Source organism: Nocardia pseudobrasiliensis NBRC 108224 (genome assembly GCF_001613105.1).
Lineage (GTDB): Bacteria > Actinomycetota > Actinomycetes > Mycobacteriales > Mycobacteriaceae > Nocardia > Nocardia pseudobrasiliensis.
Genome location: NZ_BDBS01000031.1, coordinates 139,788 through 154,643, shown reverse-complemented (window position 1 = coordinate 154,643; position 14,856 = coordinate 139,788). Strand labels below are relative to the sequence as shown.

General features: G+C 66.9%; 15 protein-coding genes. 9 read left to right on the top strand and 6 right to left on the bottom strand.

Annotation, left to right across the window (positions count from 1 at the left end; translation table 11 throughout):
- The first annotated feature begins 79 nt into the window (after nt 1-79).
- Nucleotides 80-1,264, top strand: coding sequence for a cytochrome P450 (locus NP4_RS24305; protein ID WP_068002076.1), 1,185 nt, complete (start codon nt 80-82; stop codon nt 1,262-1,264).
- 14 nt (nt 1,265-1,278) lie between these two features.
- On the top strand, nt 1,279-1,479 hold the full coding sequence (locus NP4_RS24300; RefSeq protein ID WP_068002074.1) for a ferredoxin: 201 nt from the start codon (nt 1,279-1,281) through the stop codon (nt 1,477-1,479).
- On the opposite strand, the gene NP4_RS24295 is transcribed toward NP4_RS24300, so the two are convergent.
- Together NP4_RS24295 and NP4_RS24290 are read right to left on the bottom strand one after the other, a co-directional pair.
- Nucleotides 1,470-2,468: an LLM class F420-dependent oxidoreductase gene (locus NP4_RS24295; protein WP_068002073.1), complete on the bottom strand. Its 999-nt coding sequence runs from the start codon at nt 2,466-2,468 to the stop codon at nt 1,470-1,472. The genes NP4_RS24300 and NP4_RS24295 overlap by 10 nt on opposite strands.
- Nucleotides 2,469-2,514: 46 nt before the next feature.
- A complete protein-coding gene (locus tag NP4_RS24290; protein ID WP_068002072.1) occupies nt 2,515-2,787 on the bottom strand; it encodes a hypothetical protein in 273 nt (90 codons plus the stop codon).
- 385 nt (nt 2,788-3,172) lie between these two features.
- Here NP4_RS24290 and phoH2 point away from each other — a divergent pair, with 385 nt between their 5' ends.
- The 3 genes from phoH2 (at nt 3,173) to NP4_RS24270 (ending at nt 6,233) form a co-directional block, all read left to right on the top strand.
- The gene (gene phoH2, locus NP4_RS24280; RefSeq protein WP_245998765.1) at nt 3,173-4,540 is read left to right on the top strand and encodes an RNA 5'-3' helicase PhoH2; all 1,368 of its coding nucleotides are present in this window, start codon (nt 3,173-3,175) and stop codon (nt 4,538-4,540) included.
- Between the two features lie 184 nt (nt 4,541-4,724).
- Complete coding sequence (locus NP4_RS24275; RefSeq protein WP_068002160.1) at nt 4,725-5,294, top strand: LGFP repeat-containing protein; 570 nt, start codon at nt 4,725-4,727, stop codon at nt 5,292-5,294.
- A gap of 81 nt (nt 5,295-5,375) precedes the next feature.
- Complete coding sequence (locus NP4_RS24270; protein ID WP_068002066.1) at nt 5,376-6,233, top strand: acyl-ACP desaturase; 858 nt, start codon at nt 5,376-5,378, stop codon at nt 6,231-6,233.
- Nucleotides 6,234-6,243: 10 nt separating this feature from the next.
- Here the strand turns inward: NP4_RS24270 and NP4_RS24265 are convergent, their stop codons facing one another.
- On the bottom strand, nt 6,244-6,693 hold the full coding sequence (locus NP4_RS24265) for a limonene-1,2-epoxide hydrolase family protein (RefSeq protein WP_068002064.1): 450 nt from the start codon (nt 6,691-6,693) through the stop codon (nt 6,244-6,246).
- A gap of 49 nt (nt 6,694-6,742) precedes the next feature.
- Nucleotides 6,743-7,459, bottom strand: a complete 717-nt coding sequence (locus tag NP4_RS24260) for a TetR/AcrR family transcriptional regulator (RefSeq protein ID WP_068002157.1) — start codon at nt 7,457-7,459, stop codon at nt 6,743-6,745.
- A gap of 99 nt (nt 7,460-7,558) precedes the next feature.
- Between NP4_RS24260 and NP4_RS24255 the strand changes: the two genes are divergently transcribed.
- Nucleotides 7,559-8,743 carry an FAD-dependent monooxygenase gene (locus tag NP4_RS24255; protein WP_068002155.1) on the top strand — a complete coding sequence of 395 codons (1,185 nt, stop codon included), beginning with the start codon at nt 7,559-7,561 and terminating at the stop codon, nt 8,741-8,743.
- A gap of 260 nt (nt 8,744-9,003) precedes the next feature.
- Here NP4_RS24255 and NP4_RS24250 read toward each other — a convergent pair whose 3' ends face one another.
- Entirely contained in the window at nt 9,004-10,410 is a 1,407-nt protein-coding gene (locus NP4_RS24250) for a class II fumarate hydratase (RefSeq protein ID WP_068002061.1), read from the bottom strand.
- Nucleotides 10,411-10,600: 190 nt separating this feature from the next.
- Complete coding sequence (gene glpX, locus NP4_RS24245) at nt 10,601-11,644, bottom strand: class II fructose-bisphosphatase (protein WP_062512594.1); 1,044 nt, start codon at nt 11,642-11,644, stop codon at nt 10,601-10,603.
- 174 nt (nt 11,645-11,818) lie between these two features.
- On the opposite strand from glpX, the gene NP4_RS24240 reads away from it, so the two are divergent.
- The 3 genes from NP4_RS24240 to NP4_RS24230 are packed head-to-tail and all read left to right on the top strand — an operon-like array spanning nt 11,819 to nt 14,850.
- Nucleotides 11,819-12,697: a CE1 family esterase gene (locus NP4_RS24240; protein WP_169813800.1), complete on the top strand. Its 879-nt coding sequence runs from the start codon at nt 11,819-11,821 to the stop codon at nt 12,695-12,697.
- Complete coding sequence (locus NP4_RS24235) at nt 12,694-14,229, top strand: AMP-binding protein (RefSeq protein WP_068002060.1); 1,536 nt, start codon at nt 12,694-12,696, stop codon at nt 14,227-14,229. Before NP4_RS24240 ends, NP4_RS24235 begins: the two co-directional genes overlap by 4 nt.
- Nucleotides 14,230-14,283: 54 nt before the next feature.
- Nucleotides 14,284-14,850 carry a DUF4245 domain-containing protein gene (locus NP4_RS24230; RefSeq protein WP_068002054.1) on the top strand — a complete coding sequence of 189 codons (567 nt, stop codon included), beginning with the start codon at nt 14,284-14,286 and terminating at the stop codon, nt 14,848-14,850.
- Nucleotides 14,851-14,856 lie beyond the last annotated feature (6 nt).

The window sequence follows — 14,856 nt, the reverse complement described above, 5'->3', positions numbered from 1 at the left end:
CATCGTTCGTCGTTGTCGGAAGTTCGAATGCAACGTAGCGTTCGGTACATCGTGAACAACTGATCCGAGGGTTGCCGCCATGACCGATACCGTTCTCGCCCGAATCCCCACCGAGCGCTCCGCCGATCGCCCGTTCGACCCGCCCGCGGGATTGAGCGCGCTGCGCGAGCAATCGCCCCTGATCCGATTCCGCTTCCCCGACGGCCATCTCGGCTGGCTGGCCACCGGGCACGCCGTCGTCCGTGCGGTGCTGTCCGATCCGCGGTTCAGCGCCCGCCCCGAACTCATGCACTATCCGCTGGCCGATCTCGGCCCGATGCCCCCCGCGCGTCCGGGTGACATGTTGAGCATGGACGCCCCGGACCACACTCGCTATCGAAAGTTGCTGGCGGGCAAGTTCACCGTGCGTCGCATGCGCCAACTCACCGAGCACATCGAGGAGATCACCGCCGAGCGGCTCGATGCCATGCGGCGTCAGGGCGGTCCGGTGGATCTGGTGGAGACCTTCGCCCGCCCGATCCCCGCGCGGGTGATCTGCGAACTGCTCGGCGTCCCCTTCGCCGATCGCGAGACCTTCCACCGGCATGTGGATCGGATGAACGATTCGAATGTCGACGCCGAGCAGGCCTTCGCGGCCTTCGACGCGATCGGCGACTACATTCGCGCACTCGTGGCCGACAAACGCGCCGCGCCCACCGACGATCTGCTCAGCGATCTGACCGACTCCGATCTGACCGACGCCGAACTGGCCGGGGTGGGCGCGCTGCTGCTCGGCGCGGGATTCGACACCACCGCCAATGTCCTGGCGCTGGGCACGTTCGCGCTGCTGACCCATCCGGATCAACTCGAGGCCCTGCGCGCCGATCCGGATCTGACCGATCGCGCCGTCGAGGAACTGATGCGCTACCTGAGCATCGCGCACACCGGCTCCCGCTGCGCGCTCGAGGATGTGGAACTGGCGGGCCAAGTGATCGAAGCCGGTGCGACCGTGGCGCTTTCGGTCCAGGCCGCCAATCGCGACCCGCTGCGCTTCGACGATCCCGACGCCCTGGACATCCGCCGCACCGCGACCGGACATCTGTCCTTCGGCCACGGCATCCATCAGTGTCTGGGTCAGCAGCTGGCCCGGGTCGAACTGCGAGTCGCGTTCCCGGCCTTGCTGTCCCGCTTCCCGAATCTGCGTCTCGCTACGCCCGCCGCCGAGGTGCCGTTGCGTACGGATTCGAGCGTGTTCGGCGTGCACCGGCTGTCGGTGACCTGGTAGGAGAGGGAAAGATCATGGAACTCACGGTGAATCGCGATATCTGCATCGGCGCGGGCGTCTGCGCGCTGGTGGCCCCGGAGCTGTTCGATCAGGATCCCGACGACGCCAAGGTGATTCGCCGGACGGAGGCGGTCACCGCGCGGCAGCGGGAAGATCTGATCCGCGCGGTGGACGCGTGTCCGTCGGGCGCTCTGCGGCTGCGGGCTCAGCCCTGAACCAAGGGCCCCAATGTCTTTCCGGCCAGTTCCAGCACACCGGGCTCGTGGCCGTTGCCGACCATATTGACGATGACGCCGTCGACACCGTGCTCGAGGACGCGGCGTTGGATCTGCTCGGCGACCTCATCCGCGTCGCCGACGAATTGGCGGTCGGTCGAGGTCGGGCTCAGATCGGTGCGCTCCTGATAGGCGCGCTGCAATGCGCGGGCCCGATCGCCGCTCTCGTCCAGGAACGCGAAGGCCAGGAAGCTGGTCTCCAGGGTCTTCGGATCGCGGCCTACCTCATCGCAACGCTGGTGCAGCGCATCGAGTTTGCGTGGCAGCTCCGAGGCGTCGCAGATGATGTTGATGTGGTCGGCGAAGCGGGCGGCCAGCCCGAAGGTCTTCTTCTCCCCGCCGCCGCCGAGCATGATCGGCAGATCGTCGCGAATGCGCGGCTCGTTCAGCGCATTCGAGGTGTGATACCACTTGCCCGCGTAGGTCGGATGTTCGCCGTGCAGCATCGGGCGGATGATCTGCAGCGCCTCCTCCAACCGCTCGAAGCGGTCGGTGAAGGTACCGAATTCGTAGCCGTAGCCCTCGTGCTCGAGCTCGAACCAGCCCGCGCCGATTCCGAGCACCGCCCGGCCGCCGCTGACCACATCGAGGGTGGTGACGGTCTTGGCCAGCATGGCCGGATTGCGGTAGGTGTTACCGGTTACCAAGGTGGACAGCTGAATTCGCTCGGTCGCGGTGGCCAGCGCGCCGAGGGCGGTGTAGGCCTCCAGCATCGGATCGGTCGGCCTGCCCAGCCCCGGCAGCTGATAGAAGTGATCCATCACGAACGCGGCGTCGAATCCGGCGGCCTCGGCCGCGCGCGCCTGCGCGATCACCGAGCCGAACAATTCGCGCGGCGAGGCGGCGTGACTGAAGCTCGGCATCTGGTAGCCCAGGCGAATACCGTTGCGCCGGGTGAAGTCGCCGGTCTCTGTCTTAGATTCGCTCATATCGCAACGGTATGATCTGGAGCGCACTCCAAGTCAACCGTCGCGATCAGGTGTGCTCGGCCAGGTATTCGATGTAGAGCGGACGCAGCGCCTCGGCGACCGGTCCCTCGCCCGCGTGCGCGTAGTCGTGCAGCAGCGAGAGCACGTTCTTGATGTCGACCTCGCTCTCGCCCAGATCACCCGCGGCCGCCTCGGCGGCCGGGATCTGCTCCAGGAGTCCCCACAGGAATTTCACGTCGGCGTGCCGGACCGCGTGATCCACCGCGCGGTCGTGCAGTTCCTTCGACGAGAGCTTTTCGAGTTGATCGACATCGGCCATGGGATCGACCCTAGCGGGTCGGGGCGAGTGGGCTCAGCAAACGCCGGGCGGCGCAGCGGGCCGGTGCGCCGCTGTGAACGAGATCTGTGTCACATCACGGATTTCCGGGTACGACCCTGCCGAACAGGGCGTTAACGGGATCTTCACCGACACGCCCGTTATCTCGGAGGCCGGAATCACGAATCGGCAGTAACGTCGTGAGTGCGGGCCGCGTCGGTGTGGCCCGTACGGGAGGTCCTGATCGTGACTGAGAGATTCAGTGCGAGGGGGCCGGCACCCGGCCCCTGGGTCGCTTGACCCCAGGGCGGACCGGCCCAGCGAGAACGTCCGTGCGGGTGTAGCACGGGCAACAAAGGAGCCCACCGTGACTGATGCACGCTCCGTCATCGCTCCCAACGCCCGCTCTACCAAGAGCGGAGGCTCCGGAAAGGGAGCCCGCGCCTCGCAGACTGGTTCTGCTCCCAAAACCTTCGTGATCGATACCTCCGTACTGCTGTCGGACCCGTGGGCCGTCACGCGCTTCGGAGAGAACCATGTGGTGTTGCCCCTCGTGGTGATCAGCGAACTCGAAGCCAAACGTCATCACCACGAGCTCGGCTGGTTCGCGCGGGAGGCCCTGCGCATGCTGGACGACCTGCGCGTCGCCCACGGCCGACTCGACCAGCAGATCCCGATCGGCACGGTCGGCGGCACCCTGCAGGTCGAGCTCAACCACACCGATCCGAATGTGCTGCCGGTCGGATTCCGCACCGACACCAACGATTCCCGCATCCTGGCCTGCGCCCTCAACCTGGCGGCGGAGGGCAATGAGGTGGTGCTGGTCTCCAAGGACATTCCGCTGCGAGTCAAAGCCAGTGCGGTGGGCCTGCACGCCGACGAGTACCACGCGCAGGACGTCATCACCTCCGGCTGGACCGGTATGACCGAACTCGATGTCAGCGCCGAAACTGTCGACCGGCTCTACGCCGAATCGAATATCGATCTCGACCAGGCGCGGGATCTGCCCTGCCATACCGGGATTCGACTGCTCGGCGCGAACGGTGGCGCCCTGGCGCGGGTCACACCGGACAAGCGGGTGCAACTGGTGCGCGGCGACCGGGAGGCCTTCGGGCTGCACGGCCGCTCGGCCGAACAGCGGATCGCACTCGATCTGCTGCTCGACGAGAGTGTGGGCATCGTGTCGCTGGGCGGTAAGGCCGGTACCGGTAAATCGGCGCTGGCGCTGATGGCCGGCCTGGAAGCGGTGTTGGAGCGGCGATCCCATCGCAAGGTCGTGGTGTTCCGGCCGCTGTACGCGGTCGGCGGGCAGGAACTGGGCTACCTGCCGGGCACCGAGGCCGAGAAGATGGGACCGTGGGCGCAGGCGGTGTTCGACACCCTCGAGGGGTTGGCCAGCACCGAGGTGCTCGAGGAGGTGCTCAGCCGCGGCATGCTCGAGGTGCTGCCGCTGACCCACATCCGCGGTCGCTCCCTGCACGATTCGTTCGTGATCGTCGACGAGGCGCAGTCGCTCGAGCGCAATGTGCTGCTCACGGTGCTGAGCCGCCTGGGCAGCGGCTCGCGGGTGGTGCTCACCCACGATGTCGCCCAGCGCGACAATCTGCGCGTCGGTCGCCACGACGGCGTCGCGGCGGTGATCGAAAAGCTCAAGGGGCACCCGCTTTTCGCGCACATCACCCTGACCCGCAGCGAGCGCTCGCCGATCGCCGCCCTGGTCACCGAGATGCTGGAGGAATACGGGCCGAATTCCTGAGTCCAGCAAATGCTGAAAGTGTGTTTCACCTCACAGGTGGCGGGTATATTCCGCCGTGTTGGGTGTTCGGCGCGGTTTCCGATGAAGCTCTGAGGTTCGCCGGACCTTAGCCGGACTACGGCCTGCACAGCCGGTGGTGTCGCTCGGGCGATGCCACCGGCTCGTCACCTTCGAGAGGATGGACATGCACCACTTCGCTCGACGTTCGGCTGTTTTCACCATGACCCTCGCCGCCGGAACACTGCTGTTCACCGGCTGCAGCAACGACGACAACAAGGATTCCGGCGCCAAGGCTTCCGACGCCGTGAACAGCGCCTCGGCCGCGATGAGCAGTGCGGGCTCGGCCATGGCGAGCGCGGGCTCGGCGATGAGCAGCGCGGCCGAGGCGGCCACCGAAACCAAGATCGCCACGCAGAACGGCGATATCACGGTCTCCGGCCGAATCCTGGCCAAATACACCGAAATGGGCGGCCCCGAGGGCGCGCTCAATCAGCCCACCGGATCCTCGGTCAGCGGTCCCGACGGCGGCTCGTGTCAGGAGTTCGTGGGTGGTGCGATCTGCTTCAGCGACAAGACCGGACCGCATGTGGTGTGGGGCGAGATCCGCAAGGCCTGGGAGGGCGACGGGGGCGTCAACGGCAAGCTGGGCTACCCCACCAGCGACGAGAAGGATATCGCCGGTGGTAAACAGAGCGATTTCACCGGCGGCAGCATCAGCTGGGTGAACAACCAGACCTCGATCACCACCAAATAATCCCGGCGTCGGCCCGGAGACGAGGGGCGTGTCCGGGCCGTTGCTGCCACATTTTTGCGTCGCGATCGGTAGGTTGGCTGAGTGCAGAGTGTCTTGACCGACCGTGAGCTGCTGGAAAAGCTTGCGGACGAGGTGGAAACAAATTTGCGGCGACACATCGCCGCGGCCGACGGCTGGCAGCCGCACGACTACGTGCCCTGGGACGACGGCCGCAATTTCGGCTTCCTCGGCGGAACCGACTGGGAGCCGGGGCAATCCGAACTCGGCGAGGTCGCGAAGCTGGCGCTGACCGTGAGCGTGCTGATCGCCGACAACCTGCCCTCGTATCACCGCGAGATCGGCAAATATCTGCGCACCGGTCCGTGGTGGCGCTGGGTCGGTCGGTGGACGGCCGAGGAGAATCGGCACGAGATCATGATCCGCAACTACCTCATGGTCACCCGGGCGGTCGACCCGGTGGAACTGGAGCGGATGCGGATGGCCCATATGACCACCGGATTCCGCCGTCCCGCACTGCATCTGCTGGATGTGCTGGCCACCTGTGCCTTCGAAGAAGCGGCCGCCGCGATTCGGCATCGCAATACCGCGGCGCTCGGGGAGAATCCGATCGTCACCACGATCGGCGAGCGGCTGGCCGCCGATGACGAACTGCAGCTGGAGTTCTTCGCCAATCTCGTCGCGGCCGGACTGGATCTGGCGCCGGATCAGGGCGTGCGCGCCATCGCCGATCGGATCGCCGATTTCCGCGTCCCCGACGTCGCCCTGACCGACGGCCGCAACAGCACCGACGTCCTCGCCGCGGCAGGGATCTACGATCCCGAGCGCGAGGGCGAACTCGTCTTCGCACCGCTGCTGGAGCGCTGGAATATCTTCTCTCGCACCGATTTCGGCGAGGACGGCGAACTCGCCCGCGCCGAGCTCGCGCGGTATCGCCGCTGAATCGGCGGGCCTACCGGCGTGGGCGGCGCAGGCTGCGCACCACGCCCACGCCCAGACCGCGCAGCAGGTTCTCCCAGCTGAAGTGGTCGTGCCAGAGGGTGATGCGGCCGTCGACGAGTTCGAAGGTGCCGCACACCCAGAAGCCGAATTCGATCGGGCCGAAGCGCAGGTAGTCGGTGCGCTCGGTGAGGATGGTCTGGCCCTCGGTGGGCGGATGCCCCTCGGATTCCGCGGCGATGTGATGCATATCGACGCGGAATCCCAGCGAGTCGCGATTCAGCCCGCGCAGTAGCGATCCGACTCGCTTGACGCCGCGCACATCGGGCAGCGAGGTGTTCTTCCAGACGATGTCCGGATCGAGCAGCTCGATGGCCTCGTCCGCCGCATCCATCTCGAGCGCGGCGAAGAATTCCCGCACCGTGGTGATCGCGCTCTGTTGTAGTTCCGGAGTCTCGGACATGTGCTGACTCTAGGCCGGCGCGGGCCCGCGGGACAGTGTCGCGGCGGGATCAGCGCCCGGCGGCGTGGGCGGCCAGGCCGTCGAGAATGCGGTCGATTCCCCAGTGCAGGGCGTTGTTCTGACTGCCCGGGGGGCCGGGTTCGGCGAAGGCCGCGATCATGTGCGGGTATCGCTCGGTCCGATCGGCCAGGGCCGCGTACATCTGCTCGGCCAGCTCCGATTCCAGATTTCCGCTGATCGCGTGCGCGGCCTGCTGGGCGAGGTTGCGCGCGTGGCCGGTCAGCAACACCACGGCGTCGAGCCGTTCCGGGCCGATCAGGCCCGTATCGATGAGCGCGCCCACGGCGACCTCGCTCCAGCCGATCTCGTTCGGTCCGAACGGGCGGGCGCCGATGGCGACCTCGAGGGTCCAGGGGTGCCGCGCCATGCTGCGGTACAACCCGATCGTCCACAGCCGCAGCCGAGTCCGCCAGGGCTGTTCCCCCGGATCGGCCGCGACCTTGTCGAGTTCGGGGGGCGGGCCCATCGCGGTATCGATCATCAGCGCGATGAGTTCCGCCTTGCCCGGCACATAGCGGTACAGCGCCATCTTGGCGCAGCCCAGCTTCTCGGCCAGCCGCTGCATCGACAGATTCGCCAGCCCTTCGGCATCGGCGAGGTCGATGGCGGCGGCCACGATGCGCTCCAGCGACAGCGACGGTTTCGGGCCGCGGCGCGGGCGCTGTCCGTCGCCCCAGAGCAGTTCGAGTGCGGTTGGTCCCGACATGGTGTCCATCCTTCCGAAGAAACTCTTGACGTTCAAACTGCGTCCAACATACGCTAATAAGCGTCCGACAGACGCAGTTAAAATCCGATGGAGCATCCCATGCGTAACCAGACCGTTCTCATCTCCGGCGCCAGCATTGCCGGACCCGCCCTGGCCTCCTGGCTCACCCGCTACGGCTTCACCGTCACCGTCGTCGAGCGCGCGGAATCGGTCCGGCCGGGTGGACAGGCCGTCGACTTCAAGGGGCAGACCCATCTGACCGTCCTCGAACGCATGGGCGTCCTCGACGAGATCCGCGAGCACGAGACCGGCCGGACCGATCTGGCCTATATCGACGGGCAGGGCCGCGAGCGGGCGCGGTTGACCGGTGAATTCCTCGGCGGCGATGTGGAGATCCTGCGCGGTGACCTCGCCCAGATCCTCTACCGGCAGACCGAGGGCAAATGCGAGTACCTGTTCGGTGATTCGATCACCGCGCTCGTGGACAGCGCCTCAGGGGTGTACGTCGAATTCGAGCACGCTCCCGCCCGCACCTTCGATCTGGTCATCGGCTGCGACGGCATCCACTCGCGGGTGCGGCGGCTCGCCTTCGGGCCGGAGGAGAACTACGTGAGGCATCTCGGCTACTACTACTGCGTGGCCGGTGCGCCGGGCTGGGGGAACGATCCGTCGCGCAAGGAGCGCAATGTCGGCCTGGCCTTCCACGCTCCGGGCCGGTTGGCCGTAACCGGTGGTTCGAAGGCGGCGCAGATGTTCATGTTCGCCGCGCCCGAATTGGATTACGACCGCCACGATGTCGAGTCGCAGCGGCGGATCGTGCTGGACCGGTTCGCCGGAATGGGCGGCGGTGTCGAGCAGATGCTCACCGAACTGCCGGGTCTCGACGATTTCTATCTCGACTCGATCAGTCAGGCGCGGTTGGACGGCAACTACACCAGCGGACGCGTCGCGCTGGTCGGAGATTCGGCTTACGGCAACACACTCGGTGGTTTCGGTACCGGCATGGCGGTGGTCGGGGCCTATGTGCTGGCCGGGGAACTGGCCGCCGCGAACGGTGATCACACCGTCGCCTACGAGCGCTATGACGAGATCATGCGGCGCTACGCCAAGATCGCGGGCAATACCAATGCCGGACGGTTCCTGGCCCCGAAGACCAAGCTGGGCATCCGGTTCCGCAACTGGTTCGTCGGCTCGCGGGCCTTCGGGCTCATGCTGAAGTTCAGCGATGACGCGGCCAACAATATCGAGCTGAAGGATTATCCGGAACTGGTTGTCGGGCAGTGAACGTGGGTATGGCGGCTCGCGCCGCCATACCCACCGAGCGCGTGAGTCAAAGAATGATTCCGAAGACCGCTGCCAGGGCGCCGAGGCCCACGCCGAGAAGGGCCAGGAAACCAGAAGCGAGTGCAACCAACATTGTTCTTTCCTTTCTTGGAACATCCGCGTGTTGCGGACATTCAGCTAATCGCAGGCTATGGGTGATCTGTTTCACATCCTGCTTCGAGAAAGGAAAATCGATGGCTGACCGGGGAATGGTTCGGAGGCTACTTCTGCGGATCCTCGACCTTCGCCATGGAAAGCACGTCGAGTCGACGATCCAGCTCCTTCTCGGACAGCTTGTCGCTGATCAGGCCCCGATCGATCACGGTCTGGCGGATCGTCTTCTTATCCTTCAGGGCCTGCTTGGCCACCGCCGCGGCCTCCTCGTAACCGATTGCCGAATTCAACGGGGTCACGATCGAGGGCGAGGATTCGGCCAGCTGTCGCAGATGATCGACATTCGCGACCAGACCGGTTACGCACTTATCGGCGAACAGGCGGGAAACGTTGGCCAGCAGGCGGATCGATTCCAGGACATTGCGTGCCATCATCGGAATGTAGACATTCAATTCGAATGCGCCGTTGCCGCCGCCCCAGGCGATGGCCGCGTCATTGCCGATAACCTGCGCGGCGACCTGGGTAACCGCTTCCGGCAGTACCGGATTCACCTTGCCCGGCATGATCGACGAGCCCGGCTGCAGATCGGGAAGCTGAATTTCGGCCAGGCCGGTCAGCGGACCCGAACCCATCCAGCGAATATCGTTGGCGATCTTCGTCAGCGAGATCGCGACCGTGCGCAGCGCGCCGGACACCTCGACCAGTCCGTCGCGGGCGGCCTGGGCCTCGAAATGATCCTTGGCCTCGGACAATTCGTCCAAACCGGTCGAACTGCGCAGTTCGGCAACCACTTTCGCGCCGAATCCCTCGGGCGCGTTGAGGCCGGTGCCGACGGCGGTGCCGCCGATGGCCAGTTCGCCCAGCCGGGGCAGCGTCGCGATCAGCCGCTCGATACCCGCCGATACCTGCCGGGTGTAACCGCCGAACTCCTGGCCGAGGGTCACCGGCACGGCGTCCATCAGATGGGTGCGGCCCGACTTCACGACCGTGCGCCACTCGGTCGACTTGTCCAGCAGGCGAAGTCGCAGATGATCCAGGGCCGGGATCAGCTCGCGCACCACGGCCTCGGTGGCGGCCACATGGGTCGCGGTGGGGAAGGTGTCGTTGGACGACTGGGACATGTTCACGTCGTCGTTGGGGTGCACGGTGACGCCGTTGTTCGCGGCGATGCTCGCGATCACCTCGTTGGCGTTCATATTGGAGCTGGTGCCCGAGCCGGTCTGGAACACATCGATCGGGAACTGGTCGTCGTGGCGGCCTTCGGCGATCTCGGTCGCCGCGGCGACGATGGCATCGGCCTTGGTGGCGTCGAGCAGGCCCAGATCCCGGTTCACCACCGCGCAGGCCGCCTTGAGCAGACCCAGCGCGCGGATCTGCGCCCGTTCCAGGCCCCGCCCGCTGATCGGGAAGTTCTCCACCGCCCGCTGGGTCTGCGCCCGCCACAGCGCATCCACCGGCACCTTGACCTCACCCATCGTGTCGCGTTCGACGCGGAATTGTTGTTCCTCGGTCATGGCCTCGACCCTATGCCCGTCTGCGTTCGAAATGGGCTGCTACCTCTGAGGGTTTTCGCACAGGAGCCGACGGAATAACGTCCGCGTGGCGACCGCACCTTCGAGATTTGCGGCCGCCCCGTCGTTCAGCGAGCGCTGAACGACGGGGTCACGAGGCCGCAAATCCGCCGGAGCGAAGCGGAGGCCAAAATTACGGCAGCGGCGGAACCGCGTGCTCGTCGCCGACGAAGTCGACCGATGAGTATTCGCGCAGCTTGGTCAGCCGGTGGTAGGAGTCGATCATCCGGACCGTGCCGGACTTGGAGCGCATGACGATCGACTGCGTGTACGCGCCGCCGCCGTAGTAGCGCACGCCCTTGAGCAGCTCACCGTCGGTGACGCCGGTGGCGCTGAAGAAGACGTTGTCGCCCGAGACCAGATCCTCGGTCGACAGGATGCGATCCAGGTCGTGCCCGGCGTCGATGGCCTTCTGCCGCTCGGCGTCGTCCTTGGGGGCCAGCTTGCCCTGCAGCGCACCGCCCAGGCAGCGCATGGCCGCCGCGGCGATGATGCCCTCGGGCGTGCCGCCGACGCCGATCAGCACATCGGTGCCGGATTCGGGCCGGGCGCAGGCGATGGCACCCGCCACGTCGCCGTCGGAGATCAGCCGGATGCGCGCGCCCGCGTCGCGGACCTCCTGGATGTGACGGCCGTGCCGGGGCCGGTCCAGGATGCAGACGGTCAGATCGGAGACCGAGGAGTTCTTGGCCTTGGCGACCCGGCGCAGATTCTCCGCGATCGGCGCGGACAGATCGATCACATCGGCGGCCTCCGGGCCGACCGCGATCTTCTCCATGTAGAACACCGCCGACGGATCGAACATCGCGCCGCGCTCGGCGACCGCGAGCACCGCGATGGCGCCGGGGGAGCCCTTCGACATCAGCGTGGTGCCGTCGATCGGATCGACCGCGAAGTCGACCTCGGGTCCGGTGCCATCGCCGACGAGTTCGCCGTTGTAGAGCATCGGCGCCTCGTCCTTCTCGCCCTCGCCGATCACGACGACGCCGCGCATGGACACCGACGCCACCAGCTGGCGCATGGCGTCCACGGCCGCGCCGTCGCCGCCCTCCTTGTCGCCCCGGCCGACCCAGCGTCCGGCAGCCATCGCCCCCGCCTCGGTCACCCGGACCAGCTCCATCGCGAGGTTGCGATCGGGAGCCTCGCGGCGGCTGGATGCGGGCGTGGATGCCGTCATTACGGTCCCTCCTAGGTCGGTTTACTGCTGGGTAAATTGTCGCAGAATGCCCGCCTCGTCCAATCAGGTACCACCGTTCCATTTCCGTATGGAGGGGGTGCGGCTGGTCACAGCTCGGCACGGTTCGGGCGCGGGACCACCGGAAGGTGTTGTGATGGACCACACTTGGACCGCGTGGACATCCAGAGGCGCAGGCTCGAGTATCAGAATCGTCGTCGCGGCTACACCGTGGTCCGATCGTCGTCCGGCGTCGCCGCGGGAGCCGCGCTGGTCCTGATACTGCACGGCACTTTGCAGAACGGCGAGGCCGTCCGCACCCGCACGAGCGCGAAATCGTTCGACGAACTGGCCGCCACCGGGCGGGCGGTCATCGCCTATCCCGACGCGGTGCGGCGGGAGTGGAACGGCGCGCGCAAGGCGGTGATGTTCTGGCGGGGTGCGAAGGATATCGACGACGTCGGCTTTCTGCGCGCCCTGGTCGCGGAACTGGTCGGCGAGTTCGGCCTCGATCAGCAGCGGGTGTACGTGGCGGGTTTCAGTCTGGGCGGGCAGATGACGATGCGACTGCTGCACGACGCGCCGGAACTCATGGCCGGAGCCGCGATCATCGGGGCATGTCTCCCCGCGCCGGACAACCGGACCTGCCACGGCGATGCCCCGGCCGCCGTGCCGGTGCTGCTCATCCACGGAACCGCCGACCCGGTCGCGTCCTATACCGGTGGCCCGATGACCGGACCGCTGGGACTGTTTCCCAAGGGCGAGCATCTGTCTGCCGAGGCGACCGCCGCCTATTTCGCGACGGGCAATGGCATCACCGATGAGCCGGAGGTCGAGTGGGTGCACGGCGCACCGGCGAGTATCGGCAGCGTCCGCCGCACGGAGTATCGGCAGGCGGGCCGTCCGCCGGTGCGGCTGTACAGCGTGATCGGCGGCGGACATCAGATACCCGGCGCACCGGCCGTGACACCGCGGCTGCTCGGCCCCTCACCGAGTCCGCTGTCGGCGGCTGCGGCGGTCGGCGAGTTCTTCGGCGTGCCAGACTCCGAGTCATGAGTATCGGCCCAACCATCCTCTGCGGCACCCGAGTTCGCGAACAGGCACAGGCGCATCGGCGCGCGGGGCGATTGGCCGCCGCACTGGTCGCGGCCGGGGTCGCGCGGCGCGACCGGATCGCGCTCATGCTGCGCAACGACATCGAATTCCTCGAGGTCTCACTCGCGATCGCGGCCTGCGGCGCGAATTCGGTTCCGGTCAATACGCACTGGCAGGCGCCGGAGGTCGCGCACATTCTGGCCGATGCCGGGATTCGAATCGTGTTCGCGTACACCGAATTCGTCCCGATCGTCGAACGCGCCGCAGTGCGGGCCGGGGTCGAGGTGCGGGTGGTGGAGGTGGCTATGCCGGGCGAGCTGATCACCGAGGCGGGCCTCGACGCCGCCCTCACCGAGCCGACCGGACGGCACCCCTTACTCGAGGACTGGATCGACGAACACCCCGAACCACTGGGCCACCTCGAGGGCGCGATCACCGATGCGATGGGTCTGATCTACACCTCCGGCACCACGGGCGCGCCGAAAGGCGTACTGCGCGAACGCATGACGCCCGAGCAGCTGCTGACCATCGCCGGTGGGGCCGCGCAGCGCATGGGCCTGGCCCCGGGCGGGCACGCTCTCGTCGCCGGACCGCTGTATCACTCCAGTCCCAATACGATCGCCGTCCTGGCCCTGCGCATCGGCGTCGACATCACGATCATGCCGAGGTGGCACAGCGAACGATTCCTGCGGCACGTGCACGAGCGCCGCATCACCCAGGCCAAGGTGGTGCCGACCATGCTGTCGCGGCTGCTGTCGCTGCCGGAACAGGTGCGCGCCCGCTACGACGTGTCGAGCCTGACCCATATCGTCCACTCCGCCGCGCCCTGCCCGCCCGCGGTGAAGCGCGCGGCGGTCGACTGGTTCGGCGACGCGCTGTGGGAGTACTACGGCTGCAGCGAGGCCGGGACCATCACCTGGATCGGCGCCGCGGAATGGCTCGCGCATCCCGGCAGCGTCGGCCGTCCAGTCGACGGGTCCCGGGTGGTCGTTGCCGATGCCGACGGCAATTCGCTCGCGCCGGGCGAGATCGGACAGGTCTATGTGCGCGGGGCCGACTACTGGCCGCAATTCGCCTATCTCAATCGGGCGGCGCAGAGCAGTCCCGTACCCGGCCTGATCTCCGTCGGCGACACCGGCTACCTCGATGCCGACGGCTTCCTCTATCTCACCGGACGTACTTCGGAGCTGATCATCTCCGGCGGGGTGAACATCTATCCGGCCGAGATCGAGAACGCCCTCATGGCCCTCCCCGGCGTCGAGGACGTCGCGGTGTTTGGAATCCCGCATCCGGGCGACCTCGGCGAGGCCGTCGCCGCGCATGTGCTGCCGCGTCCCGATTCGACCCTGAGCGCGGACGATATTCGGGCCGCGTTGAGCGGTGAACTGGCCGCCTACAAGATTCCGACCGAGCTGCGCCTGGTCACCGAACTGCCGCGCGACGAGTCCGGCAAGATCTACAAGCGCCGCCTCCGGGAGGGATATCTCGGATAGGGATACCGGCGGGGGTGTGGCGGGCCACAGCGCGGTGGTCTGGATACTGGGATCGTGTCGTCATCAAAGCCGCGGATCCTCAATGACTATCGGGATCTGATCTGGTCGCTGATTCCGCTGATATTGATCTGCGTCGTCCTCGCCGCGGTCGCGCAGCAGTGCAGCGTCGCCACGAACGGGCCGACGCCGGGCAATGTCCCGAACTTCCAACTGCACGACGCCCTGCGCGACGACGCCCGCACGCTGCCGTTCCCGATCCGCGAGCCCGCCCTCCCACCGGATTGGCATCCGAATTCGGGCAGCCGCGATACGGTCACCGGCACCGGGGGCGGGGCGATCAGCACGGTCGGCTTCATCACCCCGCAGGGCACCTACATGCAGCTGTCCCAATCCAACGCGACCGTCGACGCCCTCGCCAACCACATCGAGAAAACCCGCACCCCCAACGGCACCCAGAAGATCGGCGACCACATCTGGACCGTCTTCCACGTCCAGGGCAGTGAACCCGCCTGGATCACCGACCTCGGACAGGTACGCCTACTCATCAAGGGCGCGGGCAACCAACCCGCCTACACAACCCTCGCCACCGCGGCCGCCGAGGCCCAACCCATCCCGCGCTGACGGGAC